This is a genomic window from Arthrobacter sp. W4I7, from assembly GCF_030816215.1.
GTDB classification, from domain to species: Bacteria; Actinomycetota; Actinomycetes; order Actinomycetales; family Micrococcaceae; genus Arthrobacter; species Arthrobacter siccitolerans_A.
In genome coordinates, this window is the sequence record NZ_JAUSXU010000001.1 from 998638 (window position 1) to 1015374 (window position 16737).

The 16737-nt window shown below is 66.9% G+C and carries 14 protein-coding genes and 2 pseudogenes; 9 read left to right on the top strand and 7 right to left on the bottom strand.

The annotated features are described in order from the left end of the window. Nucleotide 1: 1 nt before the first annotated feature. Complete coding sequence (locus QF047_RS04555; RefSeq protein WP_306635046.1) at nucleotides 2-412, bottom strand: Hpt domain-containing protein; 411 nt, start codon at nucleotides 410-412, stop codon at nucleotides 2-4. A gap of 330 nt (nucleotides 413-742) precedes the next feature. Here QF047_RS04555 and QF047_RS04560 point away from each other — a divergent pair, with 330 nt between their 5' ends. The 7 genes and pseudogenes from QF047_RS04560 (at nucleotide 743) to QF047_RS04590 (ending at nucleotide 8322) form a co-directional block, all read left to right on the top strand. Beyond that, entirely contained in the window at nucleotides 743-1885 is a 1143-nt protein-coding gene (locus QF047_RS04560; protein ID WP_307281762.1) for an ABC transporter substrate-binding protein, read from the top strand. A gap of 31 nt (nucleotides 1886-1916) precedes the next feature. Then, nucleotides 1917-2642, top strand: a complete 726-nt coding sequence (locus QF047_RS04565; protein WP_050054183.1) for an ABC transporter ATP-binding protein — start codon at nucleotides 1917-1919, stop codon at nucleotides 2640-2642. Then, complete coding sequence (locus tag QF047_RS04570; protein WP_307274442.1) at nucleotides 2632-3699, top strand: ABC transporter permease; 1068 nt, start codon at nucleotides 2632-2634, stop codon at nucleotides 3697-3699. The genes QF047_RS04565 and QF047_RS04570 overlap by 11 nt, the downstream gene beginning before the upstream one ends. A gap of 112 nt (nucleotides 3700-3811) precedes the next feature. Further along, entirely contained in the window at nucleotides 3812-4258 is a 447-nt protein-coding gene (locus QF047_RS04575) for an SRPBCC family protein (RefSeq protein ID WP_307274444.1), read from the top strand. Between the two features lie 91 nt (nucleotides 4259-4349). Continuing rightward, the gene (gene cobA / locus QF047_RS04580; RefSeq protein ID WP_307274446.1) at nucleotides 4350-5615 is read left to right on the top strand and encodes a uroporphyrinogen-III C-methyltransferase; all 1266 of its coding nucleotides are present in this window, start codon (nucleotides 4350-4352) and stop codon (nucleotides 5613-5615) included. Nucleotides 5616-5713: 98 nt separating this feature from the next. After that, a pseudogene (locus QF047_RS04585) lies at nucleotides 5714-7181 on the top strand (FAD-dependent oxidoreductase). A 205-nt stretch (nucleotides 7182-7386) separates the two neighbouring features. Then, nucleotides 7387-8322 carry a TM2 domain-containing protein gene (locus QF047_RS04590; RefSeq protein WP_307274448.1) on the top strand — a complete coding sequence of 312 codons (936 nt, stop codon included), beginning with the start codon at nucleotides 7387-7389 and terminating at the stop codon, nucleotides 8320-8322. 22 nt (nucleotides 8323-8344) lie between these two features. On the opposite strand, the gene QF047_RS04595 is transcribed toward QF047_RS04590, so the two are convergent. The 3 genes from QF047_RS04595 to QF047_RS04605 are packed head-to-tail and all read right to left on the bottom strand — an operon-like array spanning nucleotide 8345 to nucleotide 10803. Further along, nucleotides 8345-9652: an SRPBCC family protein gene (locus tag QF047_RS04595; protein WP_307274450.1), complete on the bottom strand. Its 1308-nt coding sequence runs from the start codon at nucleotides 9650-9652 to the stop codon at nucleotides 8345-8347. Nucleotides 9653-9681: 29 nt separating this feature from the next. Next, nucleotides 9682-10509, bottom strand: a complete 828-nt coding sequence (locus tag QF047_RS04600; RefSeq protein WP_307274452.1) for a DUF1206 domain-containing protein — start codon at nucleotides 10507-10509, stop codon at nucleotides 9682-9684. Between the two features lie 3 nt (nucleotides 10510-10512). Then, nucleotides 10513-10803 carry a hypothetical protein gene (locus tag QF047_RS04605; protein WP_142039092.1) on the bottom strand — a complete coding sequence of 97 codons (291 nt, stop codon included), beginning with the start codon at nucleotides 10801-10803 and terminating at the stop codon, nucleotides 10513-10515. A 154-nt stretch (nucleotides 10804-10957) separates the two neighbouring features. On the opposite strand from QF047_RS04605, the gene QF047_RS04610 reads away from it, so the two are divergent. Then, the gene (locus QF047_RS04610) at nucleotides 10958-11494 is read left to right on the top strand and encodes a hypothetical protein (RefSeq protein ID WP_306635030.1); all 537 of its coding nucleotides are present in this window, start codon (nucleotides 10958-10960) and stop codon (nucleotides 11492-11494) included. Between the two features lie 96 nt (nucleotides 11495-11590). Here the strand turns inward: QF047_RS04610 and QF047_RS04615 are convergent, their stop codons facing one another. The 3 genes and pseudogenes from QF047_RS04615 to QF047_RS04625 all read right to left on the bottom strand — a co-directional run bounded on the left by QF047_RS04615 (nucleotide 11591) and on the right by QF047_RS04625 (nucleotide 15005). Then, complete coding sequence (locus QF047_RS04615) at nucleotides 11591-12838, bottom strand: AI-2E family transporter (RefSeq protein ID WP_307274455.1); 1248 nt, start codon at nucleotides 12836-12838, stop codon at nucleotides 11591-11593. Between the two features lie 123 nt (nucleotides 12839-12961). Next, a pseudogene (locus QF047_RS04620) lies at nucleotides 12962-13643 on the bottom strand (FadR/GntR family transcriptional regulator). 6 nt (nucleotides 13644-13649) lie between these two features. Further along, nucleotides 13650-15005 (bottom strand): CynX/NimT family MFS transporter, encoded by a 1356-nt coding sequence (locus QF047_RS04625; RefSeq protein WP_307274457.1) that lies wholly within the window; start codon nucleotides 15003-15005, stop codon nucleotides 13650-13652. A 149-nt stretch (nucleotides 15006-15154) separates the two neighbouring features. On the opposite strand from QF047_RS04625, the gene QF047_RS04630 reads away from it, so the two are divergent. After that, on the top strand, nucleotides 15155-16720 hold the full coding sequence (locus QF047_RS04630) for a CYTH and CHAD domain-containing protein (RefSeq protein WP_307274459.1): 1566 nt from the start codon (nucleotides 15155-15157) through the stop codon (nucleotides 16718-16720). Nucleotides 16721-16737 lie beyond the last annotated feature (17 nt).

The following is a 16737-nucleotide window of genomic DNA, read 5'->3' on the forward strand; positions in this document are numbered from 1 at the left end:
CTCAATCCCGGTCAGGCTTCCCCCGCAGGGCCGCCTGCAGGAGGTAGGCCGTCTGCCGGCTGCACTGGTTGATCCGCCGGAGGTGGGCCGCGGCCAGATGGGGCAGCGCCACGGCCGGATCAGCGTTGAGGATCTCGTACCGCAGGGCCTGCTCAAGATTGATGGCCAGGCCTGCCAGCCGTTCGGCCCCGACCATTTCGCTGGAAGTCTTGAGGCTGAGGACAGCATCCATGGCTCCGTTGACATCACCTGTGGTGAGGGCCTGCCGCAGCTTCTCATTCCGTTCCGGCAGTTGTCCGATGAAGTTTTGCACGAACACTTTCCAGACGCCCTCGTCGTCTTCGAGTTCTTCGCGCAGCTTTTCCAGGACGGATGGGTCCAGGAGGGGCGCGTATCCGTTGCCCTGGATCACGGCTGCCCTCCGCGATCAGGCTGCCCGCCCGGCGCAACGATCCGGCACAAATGCCTGCAAAGCTCGATACCCATGACAATCCCCTGAAAGTCAATCCATCCATGAGCCTCCCAGCAGGACTTTTTATGGACGGTACGGGGGAGGCGACCGGGAAGCACGAGTAGTGAGTACTCGAATGTTGTGCACATTGGGCAAGGCGGGCTCCAAGTGTTGCGGCCGGCGTTGGCCGAATGTGACGCTAGATGAACCTGCGTGACCCCCCGTTTCCGCTTCATTGAACGGGTTTGGGTCACTCCCTATGGTGAAACAATGACTAGTTCCAAGCCCGGGATGACCCGCATCGTGGCAGGCGAAAGCGCGGTCCCCCAGCGCAAGCGTGCCATTGAGGCTGCCCTGGCCATTGGGCTGGTCCTGCTGATCGCCCTCGGCGCCGTGGTGGCATCCACTGTTTCCCGCAACACCGAGGCCCAGGCCGTTGAACCTACGGCCGCCGCAGAACTGAAGCTGGGCTACTTCGGCAACGTCACGCACGCCCCCGCACTGGTGGGCATCAAGGAGGGCTTCCTGGCCGAGGCCCTGGGCAGCACCGCGCTCAGCACCGAGACCTTCAACGCCGGTCCGGCGGCCATCGAGGCACTGAACGCCGGCGCCATCGACGCCGCCTACATCGGTCCCAACCCGGCCATCAACTCCTTCGTCAAGAGCCAGGGCGAGTCCGTCAGGATCATCGCCGGGGCTGCTGCCGGCGGCGCGCAGCTGGTGGTTAGGCCGGAGATCAGCTCGGCTGCGGAGCTCAAGGGCAAGACCTTGGCGTCCCCGCAGCTGGGCGGTACGCAGGACGTTGCCCTGCGCGCCTGGCTCGCGGACCAGGGCTACAAAACGAACGTGGACGGCAGCGGCGACGTCGCCATCAACCCCACGGAGAACGCCCAGACGCTGAAGCTGTTCCAGGACGGAAAGCTCGACGGCGCGTGGTTGCCTGAGCCCTGGGCGTCACGCCTGGTGCTCCAGGCCGGAGCGAAGGTGCTGGTGGACGAAAAGGACCTGTGGGACGGCACCGGTACGGGCAAACCCGGCGAGTTCCCCACCACCGTTCTGATCGTGAACCTGAAGTTCGCAGCCGACCACCCGGACACCGTGAAGGCGCTCCTGGCCGGCCACGCAAAATCGGTGGCCTGGCTGAACGAAGCCCCCGCTGAACAGAAGGCCGCCGTCATCAACGCTGGCCTGCAGGAATCTGCCGGCGCAGCCCTTGCTGACGACGTCCTCGCGCGGTCCCTCAGCAACATCACCTTCACCCTGGACCCGCTGGCCGGAAGCTACCCCCGGCTGCTGCAGGACGGTGTGGAGGCCGGCACCACCAAGCAGGCCGAGATCAACGGACTCTTCGACCTCCGGCCGCTGAACGACGTCATCGACGACGGCGGCAGCGTTACGGATCCGGTTTCAGACGCCGGCCTCGGCCAATACTGACCCCCTCATCCACCTAATTAAGGACGGCACCATGCCAGTCGTACTGGAAAACCTGGGAAAGCGCTTCGGCGACGGCGCCCCGGTGCTGGACGACGTCAACGCCAACATCGGCCAGGGCGAGTTCGTTGCCCTCCTCGGTGCCTCCGGCTGCGGCAAATCCACCCTGCTGAACATCATCGCGGGACTCGAGGCGCCGACGTCGGGCGCCCTCGAAGTGCCCAGTGACGGTGCCGCCTTTATGTTCCAGGACGCCGCGCTGTTCCCCTGGCTCACGGCCCGGGAGAACATCGAACTGGCCCTGAAGCTGCGCGGCATGGGCAAGGCCGAGCGCAAGGCCAAGGCGCAGGAGCTCCTCGAGCTGGTGCACCTTGGCACCGCGGGGGACAAGCGCCCGCACGAGCTGTCCGGTGGCATGCGCCAGCGCGTGTCCCTGGCCCGGTCGTTGGCCCAGGACCGGCAGCTGCTGCTGATGGACGAGCCGTTCGCCGCACTGGACGCCATCACCCGCGACCTGCTGCACGACGAACTGGAACGCATCTGGAAGGAAACCGGACGCACCATCGTCTTTGTCACCCACAACGTCCGCGAAGCTGTCCGGCTGGGCCAGCGCGTGCTGCTGCTGTCCTCCCGCCCGGGCCGCGTGGTCCAGGAATGGGCAGTCACCGAGGAACACCGAACCGACGCCGGGCTTGCCGGCCAGCTGACCGGGGTCATCACCGCCCGGCTGCGTGAGGAGATTCGCCGCCATGCCAAGTAAGTCCCTCTCCGGCTCCGCGCCCGATGCCGCCCCCGCCCCTTCGCCGGACCGCTTTCGTCCTGCGGACGAAGCGGCCGGCTCAGGCAGCGGCACCGGCCTTCCCGAAGCTCGCAAGCTCGCGTCGGGTCCCGCGGCCGATGCCTTAGATGCCACTCCTCAGACCAGGCACGTTCATGCCGCTTTGACCCGGTCTTCCACCGGGCATGAGGACCTGCGGGAACTTGAGTCCGGGCTGGACTCGCTGCAGTCCGACGCTGACCGCAAACACCGGGTCGACTGGAGCCGCGTGCTCCTGCCCATCGCCGCCCTGGTGGCCCTCGTCCTGATCTGGCAGTTCTACGTCTCGCTCGGGGTGAAGCGCCGCGACCTGGTGCCCGGTCCGCTGGACGTGGTGACCCAGATGGGCGTGCTCTGGAGTGACGGCAAACTGCAGGAAGCCGTCTGGACTTCGATGCAGCGCGGGGTTGTCGGGTTCCTGATCAGCGTGGCCATCGCAACGCCGGTGGGTCTGCTGCTGGCCCAGGTGGCTCCGCTGCGCCGGGCTTTTGGACCGCTGATATCCGGCCTGCAGGTGCTGCCCTCCGTGGCGTGGGTTCCGGCGGCCATCATCTGGTTCGGCCTTACCGACGCCACCGTGTACTTCGTGATCTTTATGGGCGCCATTCCCTCCATCATCAACGGGCTCATTTCCGGCGTGGACCAGATCCCGCCGCAGTACCGACGGGTTGGTACCGTCCTGGGTGCATCGCGGCTCCAGATGGCGCTGCAGATCATCCTGCCCGCCGCCTTGCCGGGATACTTGAGTGGCCTTAAGCAAGGCTGGGCCTTCTCGTGGCGCTCGCTCATGGCTGCGGAAATCATCGCGGTGGGCGGCACCATCGGCTTCGGCCTGGGCTCGCTGCTGGACCAGGGCCGCGTGCTGTCCGACATGACCGTGGTCATGGCGGCAATCCTGCTGATCCTCGCCGTCGGCATCCTCATTGAACTGCTGGTTTTCGCGCCCATTGAGAAGCGCCTCCTGCGCAGCCGAGGCCTTCTCTCCGGCAGCACCCGCTAGCCCCAACACAGTGTCTGTAGAGCCCGACGGCGACTCCCGACGTCGGGCTTTGCTGTTCGCGGACGCCTTTTAGTCTGACGAACGAAGAGGAATCGTCTGGCAGACTGGCCCGATGACCGTCAGCTTCGTGTGCCGTACCGAGTCGGCGTTGCCGCCGGAGCGGCTATTCGACCTGGCCCGGAGCATCGACCTCCACTTGGACTCGCAGGAGCACAGTGGAGAGCGTGCAGTCGGCGGTGTGACCTCGGGCCTTATCGGCGAGGGCCAGGACGTGACTTGGCGGGCGCGGCACTTTGGAATCCCACTCACCATGACCAGCCGCATCACAGAATTCACATTCCCCTGCAGCTTCACGGACGAACAGACCCGCGGACCTTTTAAGTCCTTCCGCCACGTCCACGAGTTTGAGTCCACTCCCGCCGGCAGCATCATGACCGACCGGGTGGAGTTCACCGCGCCGTTCGGCCTCCTGGGTCGCCTTGCCGAACGTTTGGTCCTGGGCTGCTACCTGCAGGGGCTCATCCGGGAGCGCGGGCGCTTCCTGTCGGACCTGGAGTGAGGGTCCGCGGTACGTTACGCAGCGTTACCTTACGTGACCTGTTGTTGCTCGGCCTTTGTACGCCATTGTGACGCGGCCCTACCGTTGATTCATGGCAATTCAGGATATTTACCCCACAGCGCTGCGGTTATTGGGCCGCGCCGTGCTGGTGGTGGGCGGCGGCCCGGTGGCTGCGCGCCGCGCCAAGGGGCTGCTCGACGCCGGTGCCCGGGTCACCGTCGTGGCTCCGGTTGCCTCCACCGCACTCCAGGAACTGGCCGACGCCGGCCTCCTCACCTGGGAGCAGCGCACCTACCGTCCGTCCGACGTCGACGGCGTCTGGTTCGTCCAGACCGCCACCGGCGATTCCGCCGTGGACGCCCAGGTCTCCGCCGACGCCGAGGCGCAGCGCGTCTGGTGCGTCAACGCCTCCGACCATGAAGCGTCCGCCGCCTGGACCCCCGCCGTCGCAGAAGTCGACGATGTGAAGATCGCCGTGAACGCCGGGGGAGATCCGCGCCGCGCCATGGCCGTGCGCGATGCCGTCGCCACCGCCCTCGAAACCGGGGACCTGCCGCTCCGCCGCCGCCGTGCCGCCCGCAGCGGCTCTGTTGCCCTCGTGGGTGGCGGCCCCGGCGATACCGGCCTCATTACCGTCCGCGGCCGCCGGCTCCTGGGCCAGGCCGACGTCGTGGTCGCAGACCGCCTGGGCCCCCGCGAACTGCTGAATGAGCTCGCACCGGATGTCCGCGTCATCGAGGTTGGCAAAACTCCGGGCCACCACCCCGTGCCGCAGTCGGAGATCAACCGGATCCTCGTTGAGGAAGCCCTCAAGGGCCACCGCGTGGTCCGGCTCAAGGGCGGCGACCCCTACGTCCTGGGCCGCGGCGGCGAGGAAGCCGAATACTGCCGGCAGCACGGCGTCGAGGTTGAAGTGGTTTCCGGTGTCACCTCCGCGATCTCCGTTCCCGCCGCCGCCGGTATCCCGGTGACCCACCGCGGCCTGGCTAAGGGCTTCAGCGTGGTGACCGGCCACGAGGAACTCTCCGAGGTTCCGGCCCGCCCGGACCACACCGTGGTGCTGCTGATGGGTGTGGGCCAGCTGCGCGAATCCGCGTCCGCCCTGGGCAAAGCCGGCCTGCCTGCCGGCACCCCGGTTGGTATCGTGGAGAACGGTTACCTGCCGAACCAGCGCGTCACCATCGGCACGCTCGGTTCCATTGCGGACCAGGCGGAAGCCGCCGGTGTGGCCAACCCGGCAGTCATAGTCATCGGTGACGTGGTACGCGTGAGCCCGTTTGCGCCGGCGCACTTCAAAACCGCTGACTACGGCACCACCACCCCGAACAGCCCCCGCAAGACCGTCCTCACCACCTAGCCCCCACCCAACTGGGTAGCGCCAAGTGTCGTTCTGAGCCCTCATAACGACACTTAGCGCTACTTAGTTGGGACGGAACGAAGAAAAGGAACACAGCCGTGTCATCAAGCACCACCGTAGGTTCTGCCGACCGTCCGCTGCGCGTCGCCGTCGTGGGTTCCGGCCCGGCAGGCGTCTACCGCCGCGGACATCCTCACCAAGAGCGAAGCCGTCAAGAGCGGCGAGCTGACCGTGAGCATCGACCTCTTTGACCGCTATCCGGCACCCTACGGCCTGATCCGCTACGGCGTGGCCCCGGACCACCCCCGCATCAAGGGCATCGTCAATGCCCTGCACAAGGTCCTGGACCGCGGCGACATCCGCTTCTTCGGCAACGTGGACTACGGCACCGACCTCACCATCGAGGACCTGCGCACCCACTACGACGCCGTCATCTTCGCCACGGGCGCCATCAAGGATGCGGACCTGAACATCCCCGGCATCGAGCTGGACGGCTCCTACGGCGGCGCCGACTTCGTCTCCTGGTACGACGGCCACCCTGACGTCCCGCGCGAATGGCCGCTGGAGGCCAAGGAAATCGCCGTCATCGGCAACGGCAACGTCGCCCTGGACGTGGCCCGCGTCCTGTCCAAGCACGCCGACGACCTCCTGGTTTCCGAGATCCCGGACAACGTCTACGCCGGGCTGAAGGACTCGCCCGTCACCGACGTGCACGTGTTCGGCCGCCGCGGCCCGGCACAGGTCAAGTTCACCCCGCTGGAACTGCGCGAGCTGTCCCACTCCAAGGACGTGGACATCATCCTGTACCCGGAGGACTTCGAGTTCGACGAGGAATCCGACCGCCAGATCCAGACGAACAACCAGACCAAGACCATGGTGGGCACCCTCACCAACTGGATCGCCGAGCAGCCCGAGGACCTCTCCGAGCTGAAGGCTTCCCGCCGCCTGCACCTGCACTTCCTGCACAGCCCGGTGGAGATCTACGATGACGCCGAGACGCCGGGCAAGGTTGCCGGCATGAAGTTCGAGCGCACCGAGCTGGACGGCACGGGCAACGCCCGCGGCACCGGCGAATTCGTCGACTACCCGGCCCAGGCCGTGTACCGGGCCATCGGCTACTTCGGCTCCGCGCTGCCGGAGATCGAGTTCGACCACAAGAAGGGCGTCGTCCCGAACGACGGCGGCCGCGTCCTGGATGCCTCGGGCACCCACGTGCCCGGCATCTACGCCACGGGCTGGATCAAGCGTGGACCCGTCGGCCTGATCGGCCACACCAAGGGCGACGCCCTCGAGACCGTGACCTACTTGCTGGAGGACCGCGAAAACCTTCCGGTCGCCGCCGTTCCCGCGGCAGACGCCGTGGTGGAACTCCTCGACTCCCGCGGCGTGAAGTTCACCAGCTGGGAAGGCTGGCTGGCATTGGACGCCCACGAGCTCGCCCTCGGCGCAGCAGCCACGGAAGCTGGCGGCTCGCACGGTGTTGAGGTCAAGCGCGAACGCATTAAGGTGGTGCCGCGCGAGGATATGGTGACTATTTCCCGCGATGGTGTGGCCGCGCAGGTCTAACGCTTTTCCGGGCCGCCGAGCGTCCATCGTCCTACCGTATGAAGGCAGGGCGTGCCGCTGCAGGTGCGGGTGCAAGTCAAATTCGTGGGATGGGCATTTCTGCCCATCCCACTTTTATGCCCTTTGAAGTAAATTCGATGGAGAAATACTTTGCGGGCTGAGGCCAGCCCGTCCCATCCTGCCTGCCCCCACTTAAGGAAGATCCATGAGTCACCCCAGTTACCCGCACGCACCCGAAAACGGCGCGTCGGTTCCGCCGGTTCCGCCTGCTCCGTCCACCTTTGGCGGCCAGTATCAGGGAGGGCAGCAGGGCGGACACCAGCCGGGACCCTACGGCCAGGCCCCCTTCGCCGGCGGGCCAGGAAAATCCTTCGTGACCACCTGGATTTTGTCCCTCTTGCTGGGAACCGTGGGTGTGGACCGTTTCTACCTGGGCAAGATTGGCTCCGGCGTGGCCAAGCTGCTGACCTTGGGCGGATTCGGTATCTGGGCCATCGTGGACCTGATCATCACTCTGACAGGTAACGCCAGGGACAAGGATGGCCGTCAGCTCGAAGGCTACCCGGAGAACAGGAAGAAGGCCTGGATCATCACGGGAATCGTTTGGCTCGCCAGCATGATCTCCGGAATCCTGCTGACCATCGTGTCCATCAGCATCACAGCCCAAGCATCTGAGGGCCGGAATATCCCCGTTCCGCCGCCGCTTCCCTCGGCCTCACAGGCGGCGCCCGCTCCGTCACCGGGAGCCGCTATCGGAGAGAACTCGTTCGTGGTCACCGTGTCCGAAGGCAACACTGTGAAGATCGGCGTCCTCGATTCGCTGTACACCACCGAGATTCCCGCCATGTCCTACCTGAAGCCGGCGAACGGAGGATTCCTGCTGCTCGAGGTTTCCTGGGAGACGCTCACCGGAACCAGCACCGCCGCGCCGATGAACTTCGAGGTCTACGACGCGGAGGGCAACCAGGGCGAGCGGATTTATGTGGAGGACGGCATGGGCGGCTTGCCCAGTGAGGAAGTGGGTGCCGGGGACGGCCGCCAGGGCGTCATCGCGTTTGATGTCAAGAAGGGGCCGGTGAAGGTGGTGGTCACCGATGACTACGGTGATCAGGCATCCACCTTCACCTTGACCGCCCAGTAGCCGATCAATTAACCCGGCCGCGCTACTTCCCGGCCCCGCCTGCTGCCATCAGCTCCAGTCGCTTGAGCGTCTCGCGGTTGCGGACGGTAATCATGGGGTCCCGCAGGATCTTAGGCAGCCTCTTGCCAGGCCCCCGGATGGCGTCCTCGGCCATGGTGACAAGGCACTGGTTGCCCTGGTCCTGGAGGGTGATCACCACCTTGGCCTCACCCAGCGGCCAGCCGCGCGCCACAAGTTCCAGTGACTTCTCCGGTTCGGCGGCTGTCACGCGGGTGCTGTCGTTGATTACCAGCGGCCAGGCGCCCACCGAGTGGTGGAGGCGCGATCCTGCCTGCGGCCAGGTGTCATCCACCGCTCGGATCCGTGAGGCACCCACCACCCAGCCGGAGTAGAGCCAGCCGTCGGCAATGACCTGCCAGACGTCTGCGGCGGGGGTGTTGAACAGCTGTGACACGGTGGACATGGCGTTCCTTCCTGTGGTGGCTGGTGCGGGCTGGTTGCTTGTGGTTCCCGGACGTTCGACGGCGGCGGACCCTACGGCGGCACGGATGGCACCGGGCGGCGCGGGCTGCTGCGCTGCCCGGTACGAGCGCTCCCGCAGGCGGCGCGTCCACGCGTAGGCCTCTGCGCCCCGCGGCTGGTTTTCGAGCGGGTCAAAGCGCAGGGGAGTATCGGCCGGTTCCGGGGCGGCCTGCAGCCTCAGTTCGCCGCACTGCTGCCACGGGCCTGCCGGTTTGGCCCAGTACAGCCCCAGAACCCAATGCCCGCATGCCACTGACCTGCCGGCCAGGCTGATAGTCCGCAGCCCGAGCAGCACCGGTCCATTCCGGCCGCGGTAGGGCATGAGCGTTGTCAGGGCGGCGGTGGTGACGTCGAGTTTGGGGTGGAGCAGGAACCTTCCGGGGAGCTGCCAGCCCGTGGAGGAAAACAACACGTCGGCCGTTCCGCCGCCGGGCGCACCTGAAGCCGTGCCGCCGTCGGACGCTGTGCCGCGTGCCCCGGCGTCGGACGGCGTGAGACGAAGGGCGAGGCCCAGGACGTCTGGAAGCCGGGACGGCAACCCCAGTGATCGCGAGAAGCGTGCCTCAACCAAATCGGTGCCCGGAGCATCAAGCCAGTCCAGGCCGCTGGGACTGCCGGAGATCCCGGTCCGGGTCAGTTCTCCGGTGAGGCCGACGCCCTTCAGATGGATGGGCCGGACGGGCCGGACGGCTTTGAGGACCTGGAACAGGCGGGCCAAGGCATGTCCCGCAGCCTCCGAGACGGCGGGGGCGACGTCCCGCGGCACGGAGCCGCCGCGCTGTGGGGGGTCCTGCAGCAAGTGCGTCATGCTTCCTTCCTACCCGGAAATACCTGGAACTACATCCGCCCGAACCGTGACCGGATGAGGGCGAAAATCCCGTAGGCGATGAACCCTGCCCCGATGGCGACCAGCAGGTACGGGCCGAACGGGTGGTCGCGGAGGGCCTTGAGGCTGCCGTCCAGTCCGGTTGATTCGTTGGGATCGTGCTTGGCGGCGGCGATCACAAAAAGCAGCCCGGTGAGGCCCAGGGCCGCCCCTTTGGCGATGTGGCCCGAAACGCCCAGGCCGTCGATGAGCCGGCCGCGCCGTGTCCCGTCAAAGTGGAAGAGCTCATCCTTGAAACCACGGCGGATGCCCTTGAACACGAAGTAGATGCCGATCCCGATGACGGTCAAGCCCAGTGCCACCAGCGCCCACAGTCCCCAGGGGGTGGCCATCAGTGAGGCACTGAAATCTTTCGTGCTCTCGCTGGAGTCGCCTCGCAGCCCGACGGCGAAACCGGCGAAGCTGAGGCCCACGCTGCCGTAGGCGATGGCGAGAAAGCCGGAGGAGATCAGCTTGGACAAACGCTCCTTGCCGGACTTGCGGCGCACACGCAGCGTGGCTTCGCTGGCTTGCCACAAGGCGAGGCCCATGCAGGCGGCCACGCAGGCCCACATCACGGCCGGCCCCCATGTATTGGCCGCGAGTTGTTCAATGGCGCCAGTTGGTTCCGCCTCCCCGGGCTGGCCGAAAGCCACAGCAACGGCTATCGCCCCGATAATGACGTGCAACAGCGCCATGACGGCGAATCCGGCCCGTGCAAGGACGTCGAGGGCCGGATGGTTCGAGGCCTCCTCGACGGCGTCCGCGGCCTGGCTGAGGGTGGAATCGCTGTCCGACATCACTCAGCCGTTCATGGGCCCTTCGGCGCGGATCTTCTCCGCGCCCGGTCCCTCCACGTGGACGGTGCAGCGGACCACCAGTTGTCCGGGCGCATTCTCCAGCTCCACCAGGGAATCGTGTCCACTCAGCACCGTGAAGACCTCGGAGCCTGGCACCACGGCCACTCCCTTGGCTTCCGCGGTGGCCCGGGCATTGCCGAACGCCTCGCGCTGAAGCCCTTCCACGTACCTGCCCTCATCTTCACGGGCGGGGTCACCAAAGGCCCAGCCGAACAAACTCCCAGTAGTTCCCATGCCGTTGATATTACGCGGTCCGCCCGAGCAAGACGGGCTTTCGTAACATTAGTAAGTGTGCTTACCATGGGCGGACCATGACCTTGATGGGACACGGCAAGTAACGTCCGCAGGCACGGCATCTCAACCAAGTTCAACGTTAGGAATGCACATCATGGCAGGAAATCTTATTGCCCGGTCAGTTCACGACCTGACGGCAGCGGCATGGTTCGGTGGGTCCCTGATGGGTGCCATCGGACTGAACGGTGCAGCGGCGGCGGCCAGGGATTCGTCCGAGCGGACGCGGCTCTCCAGCGCCGGATGGATGAAGTGGGCACCCTTCCAGACGGCTGCGTTCGCGTCCCACCTGGTGGCGGACCTTGCTATCGCCTGGGAAAACAAGGAGCGCATCGCCAAGCAGGAAGGCGTCGCCCGGGACACGGTGATCAAGACTGCCGTGACAGTGGTGGGCGCCGCGGTGACGCTGTATTCCGGCATTCTCGGCAAGAAGGTGGAGAAGCTCGCGGACCAGGGCGCCGAGGGCGCCACGGAGCCGCGGCCGGATGCTTCGGACGAACTGAAAGCGGCGCAGCAGCAGCTCAAAGTGCTGCAGTGGGTCATCCCCGCGTTCGCCGGCCTGGTGGTCATCCTCGGCGCAAAGCACGGCGAGATGCAGCGGCCCAAGAACGTATTCGCGGGCCTGCGGGGTTAGTTATCACCCTTCCGCAGCGGCGGTAACGCACAGCGCACGACGACGGTCCGGCACCCAGGTGCCGGACCGTCGTCGTCCTTCGATCCATGCGAAGCACTAGACCGGCTGGCTGTGTGCCGGCGGCAGTTCCGGGTTCATGTCCGGCAGGTTCGGGTCCTCCGCCGTCCATACCTGGATGATGGCCCAGGCGACCGCGGCCAGGGGTACGGAAAGTACCGCACCGACGATTCCGGCAAGGATGGTGCCGGCGGTCAGTGCCATCAGGATCACCAGGGCGTGGAGCTGCAGTGACTTGCCCATCACGACCGGCTGCAGGAGGTCACCTTCGAGTTGATTGACGGCCACCACCACCGCCACCACAATCAGGGCCACCACCGGCCCGTTCGCCACCAGGGCCACCAGGGCGGCGAGGATGCCGGCCACGGTGGCGCCCACGAGCGGGATGAACGCGCCGATGAATACGATGATGGCCAGCGGAAAGGCCAACGGAACCTGCATGATCAGCAGTGCAGCGCCGATGGCCACCGTATCCGCCAGTGCCACGATGGCGGTGCCGCGCACATACCCGCCCAGCACCTCGAGGGTCCGGCTCCCCACCCGGCGGAGCTTTGCCTCCCGGCTCCCGCTGAAGGGCCGGAGGAAGAAGTTCCAGATTTTGGCGCCGTCCTTGAGGAAGAAGAACAGGATGACCACCACCAGGCTGGCCCCGGCGATGAACTCGGTGACCACGGAAAGGCCGGTGATGGCGCCGGAGCGGACCTGGCTGCTGCTGGCAAACTGCACGATTCCCTCACGTGCCTGGTCCAGCTGTTCCTGCTCGACGGGAACCGGGCCGGTCAGCAGGAACTGCTCCAGCTCGTCCAGCCCGGACGACGCCTGCTGGGCCAGCTCGCCCCACTGGTTGCGGACCGAAAAGTAGATCACGGTGGCGATGCCCGCGAGTAATGCCAGTAATGCCACGAAGGCGATGCCGGTGGCCACTCCGCCCGGAAGCCCGCGGCGCCGGAGCATGTTGACGAAAGGCCCGATCGCCGCAGCCAGGATCAGGGCTATCAGGACCGGGATGACCAGGAGCTTGATCTGCATCAGGGCGTAAACGGACACCGCGGCAACGGTGAGGATCAGCAGGACCTGGGCCGAGCGGCTGCCCACCCTGCCCAGCCCGTCTGTCCAGAGTGCGCCGGGCTGTTTGGTTTCCCGTTTCTTCGCAGCAGCGACCGGGGCCGGGACGTGCGGCGTCCGCTCGACTGCCGCGGTGGGGCCGTGCCCATTTGGATTTGCCGCCGGTGCCGGCTGCACGGTGTCGGTGCCCGGCACCTGTTCGGTCAGGCGTGTTCGCGCCATGGGAACTCCTCATTTGTCGGCGGATGCCCTGGCTTCGCGGGTGCATACGCCAGGGAGACAACCTTCGTCAGATAGTAAGCCTACTGATCGTTTGGGGAGGAGCGAAACCCCTGGCCAGCGCGACTATGCCGCCAGCCACTCCGCACAGGAGTTCAGGTTCCGGTTGACGGTGGCCACGGCAGTGTCCTCATTGCGCTGTTCAATGGCCGCCAGCAGCAGTTCGTGCCCCTCATGCTGGAGTCCGTCGAATCCCGGCCGGCGGAGCTGCTTAAGCAGATCCCCATGGACCGCGGCGCCGAAGCTGACATAGAGCTCATGCAGCAGGGGGTTGCCGGACGCCTGGGCCACCCGCTCATGGAAGCCCCAGTCCGCGCGCGCCCAACCCTCATAGTCTTCGCTGTTCCAGGCGCGGGTTCGATCGGTGAGGAGGGCACGCAGGGCAGCCACGTCGCCCGGTGGTGGCATTCCGGGCCGCCAGCCGCGCTGCCTGCGTGTCCAGGCCCAGCCGGACTTCCAGGATGTGTGCCTCGGTATGGTCCTGGTACATACGGCGGGCGGCGCCGGAGATCTCGCTGGTGGCCCGGACGTAGGTGCCGTCACCCCGGCGGACTTCCAGCATGCCGCTGTGCGCCAGGGCCTTGATGGCCTCGCGCAGGGTGCCGCGCGAGACGCCCAGATCGGTCATCAGGCCGGGTTCGGAGGGGATCCGCTGGTGGAGGGGCCATTCGCCCGAGTGGATCATATTCCGCAGCTTGGCGGTGACTTCCTCGGCAAGCGGCGGCCGGCGGGAGGGGCTCAGGGCCATGGCGTCCTACTTCCCCTCGGCAGTGGGGGATCCGGCAGTGTGGACAGCGGCGGGGGATGCGGGGTGGGCCATGCCGCGGGTCATCGCTTTGCCCGTGATCAGGTGCGACACCACAATCTGGACCAGCGACAGGGCCAGCAGCAGGGCAAGGGGCAGGATCCAGCCGCCGGTAGCGCTGTGCAGCAATCCCATGCCGAAGGGGCCCGCGGTGGCCAGCAGGTAACCGCTGGATTGCGCCAGCGTGGACAGCGCGGTGGTTTCGGCCGTGCTCGCTCCACTGCGGCTGATCATCACCATCACCAGGGGGAAGATGCCAAGGCCGAACCCCAGCAGGACGGCGGGAACAACAGCGAGCCCCACGGGCAGGACCAGGAGCAGGGCCAGACCGGCCGCCATGGTGAGGCTCACCAGGTAGAAGGCCGGGCGCAGCATTCCGGGACGGGAGCCAATGGCGATGAGCAGCATGCCCGCGGGTACCGAGACCAGCTGCATCAGCCCGAACATCAGTCCGCTGTCCGAGGCATTCATTCCCATGGTGGTGAGCATGTACGGGAACCAGCTCAGCAGGGCATAGGCCAGCAGGGCCTGGAGCGTGAAGATGGCGGTCAGGAGCAGCCCTTTCCGGGTCCGCAGCAGCGGCCAGGGGGACACATGCCGTGCTGCCGCACGCGTGCTGTTGCGGTGTGCGTGCAGGACTACGGGGATGAAGCCCAGGAATGCGGCAACGGCAGTGATGCCAATGGCGCCGACGGCGGCGGACGGCGATCCGAGGGCCTGCGCCAGCGGTACCACGGCGACGGCGGTGACCGTAGCCCCGGTGGTCATCGTCACCGTATACACGGCAGTCATGAGGGAGGTCCGGTGCGCGAAGTGCTCGCGGATGAAGGACGGCATGGCCACATTGCAGACAGCCAGTCCGGACATTCCCACCACACTGCCCAGCACCAGCATCCCGGTGGCGGGGATGCCCCGCAGCAGGAGGCCGCCGGCCAGCATGGAGAGCGACAGCAGGATGGCCTTTTCCACGCCCAGCTTGCCCGTCAGCCAGGACGTGGCCGCGCCCGCCAGGGCAAAGCACAGCGTGGGGATCGACGGGATGATGGCGGCCACCAGCGGCCCATAACCCAGCACTGTCTGCAGGTCGTGCAGCAGGGCGGACGCGCCGGTGATGCCCGCGCGCAGGTTGAGCCCGATCAGCACCAGCGCAATAACACCGAACACGACGGCGGAGCGCGGCTTCTGTGCCGGAGTCCTTGCGGCAGCAGGCGCGGGAACACTGGCAGGCGCAGGAGCGGAAGCAGTGACGGGTGCCGAAGAGGGCGCGGTGAACAGGGCGGCAGGAGAAGGGGGAGTGGCGGGCATCCCTCCAGCCTAAAGGTTAGACGTTTGATGTTTAGGGTTTTGTGGGCAAGCTCTCCCGGCCCATCACGCCGGGGCAATAGACTGCCTGCGGGGGCCGGGACGCGAATCCGTCAGGCCCGCGCTGGACCAAACGCGGAAGGACGGCTGTGATGGCTTCCCAGGGAATTGAGATCGAGAAGAAGTACGACGTCGGTGATGACGCCACAGTGCCCGCGCTGGAAGAACTGCCGGGGGTGGCCCGCGTCGGGACTCCCCGGTCAGCCGTCCTGGAGGCCGTCTATTTCGATACGGACCAGCACACGCTCGCCGCACGCCGCATCACCCTGCGCCGCCGCACCGGTGGAACCGACGCCGGGTGGCACCTGAAGCTGCCGCCGGAAGCCACCGCGGAAACAGAACCGCAGCAGCGCCGGGAGGTGCATGCACCGCTGGGCCAGCCCGGCGTCGTTCCCGACAGCCTGCTGGCGCGCGTGCAGGCGTACCTGCGGGGAGACGAAGTGAGGCCTGTAGTCCGGCTCGAAACCCGGCGCACGACGCACGCACTGTATGGCGAGAACGGAGTCCATCTGGCGGACCTGGCTGACGACCAGGTGGACGCCACCCGCCTGCACCACGGAGAGGCGGCGGAACACCGGCAAAGCTGGCGCGAATGGGAGCTTGAACTCGTCCATGGCGGACCGGACCTGTTTGCCCCTGCTGAGGAAGTCCTCACCGCGGCGGGCGCCCGCCCCGCCGGCCACGCATCGAAGCTGGCCCGCGCACTCGGCCGTGACCCGGGCGGTGCCGCAGCTCCGGAGGAGTGGGAAGGCCCGGCGGCGCTCCTTGCCGGCAAGAAGGCTCCGGCAGCCGCCGTCGTTACCGTCTATGTGGCGGAGCAACTCCGCCGGCTCCTCGCCGAGGATGCCGCGGTCCGGCTGGAGGAACCTGAGGGCATCCACAACATGAGGTCCGCCATCCGGCGGCTCCGCTCCGCGCTGGTGGCGTACCGGAAGCTTTACCGGGCCATGCCGGTCACGCGCCTGCGGGATGAGCTCGACTGGCTGGCCGTGCTGCTCGGTGATCCGCGGGACTCCCAGGTGGTGCTGGAACGGCTGCGGGGGCAGCTGGACGAGCTCCCGCCGGGGGACGCCACAGACGCCGTCAAGGAGCAGGTGGAGCGCAAGGCCGGTGGGGCATTCGACGCCGGCTACCGGCGCGCCCAGGAGGCCCTCAAGTCAGAGCGCTACTTCCGTCTGCTGGACAACCTGGAGGACTTCCGCGACCACCCGCCGGTGCGGGCGGAAGCGGTGGCCCCGGGCCGTAAAATTGCCGGGAAGGCGGTGGACAAGTCCGCCCGCCGGCTGCGGCGCTCGCAGAAGGCGGCCCGCAATGCCCGGCGCGGCGCTGACCACGAAGACGCACTCCACCAGGTGCGCAAGGACGCCAAGCGGCTGCGCCATGTGGCCGAGTCGGCGGCGCTGGTGACCGGCAAGCGCGCCGGGAAAGTGGTCAAGGCCGCCCATAGGCAGCAGAAGATCCTGGGCGACTTCCGCGATGCCCTGATTGCCCGGAACCTGCTGCACGACATCGAAGCGGGTTCCAGCGTGCCTGAGTCCGCGGCGCAGGCCCTGGCTGAGCTGGGGAAGCGTCAGGCGGAACTGATGGACGGCGCCGAGGCCAAGTACCGAAAGGCCCGCAAAAAGTCCCGCGCCCTGCTGCGGCGCGGGGTTATCTAGTCCCCACATGCGTTGCG

Bases quoted from the DNA above. Each gene is read 5' to 3' on its own strand.
- QF047_RS04560 (WP_307281762.1), top strand. From the start codon at position 743: ATGACCCGCATCGTGGCAGGCGAAAGCGCGGTCCCCCAGCGCAAGCGT.
- QF047_RS04565 (WP_050054183.1), top strand. From the start codon at position 1,917: ATGCCAGTCGTACTGGAAAACCTGGGAAAGCGCTTCGGCGACGGCGCC.
- QF047_RS04570 (WP_307274442.1), top strand. From the start codon at position 2,632: ATGCCAAGTAAGTCCCTCTCCGGCTCCGCGCCCGATGCCGCCCCCGCC.
- QF047_RS04575 (WP_307274444.1), top strand. From the start codon at position 3,812: ATGACCGTCAGCTTCGTGTGCCGTACCGAGTCGGCGTTGCCGCCGGAG.
- cobA (WP_307274446.1), top strand. From the start codon at position 4,350: ATGGCAATTCAGGATATTTACCCCACAGCGCTGCGGTTATTGGGCCGC.
- QF047_RS04590 (WP_307274448.1), top strand. From the start codon at position 7,387: ATGAGTCACCCCAGTTACCCGCACGCACCCGAAAACGGCGCGTCGGTT.
- QF047_RS04595 (WP_307274450.1), bottom strand. From the start codon at position 9,652: ATGACGCACTTGCTGCAGGACCCCCCACAGCGCGGCGGCTCCGTGCCG.
- QF047_RS04600 (WP_307274452.1), bottom strand. From the start codon at position 10,509: ATGTCGGACAGCGATTCCACCCTCAGCCAGGCCGCGGACGCCGTCGAG.
- QF047_RS04605 (WP_142039092.1), bottom strand. From the start codon at position 10,803: ATGGGAACTACTGGGAGTTTGTTCGGCTGGGCCTTTGGTGACCCCGCC.
- QF047_RS04610 (WP_306635030.1), top strand. From the start codon at position 10,958: ATGGCAGGAAATCTTATTGCCCGGTCAGTTCACGACCTGACGGCAGCG.
- QF047_RS04615 (WP_307274455.1), bottom strand. From the start codon at position 12,838: ATGGCGCGAACACGCCTGACCGAACAGGTGCCGGGCACCGACACCGTG.
- QF047_RS04625 (WP_307274457.1), bottom strand. From the start codon at position 15,005: ATGCCCGCCACTCCCCCTTCTCCTGCCGCCCTGTTCACCGCGCCCTCT.
- QF047_RS04630 (WP_307274459.1), top strand. From the start codon at position 15,155: ATGGCTTCCCAGGGAATTGAGATCGAGAAGAAGTACGACGTCGGTGAT.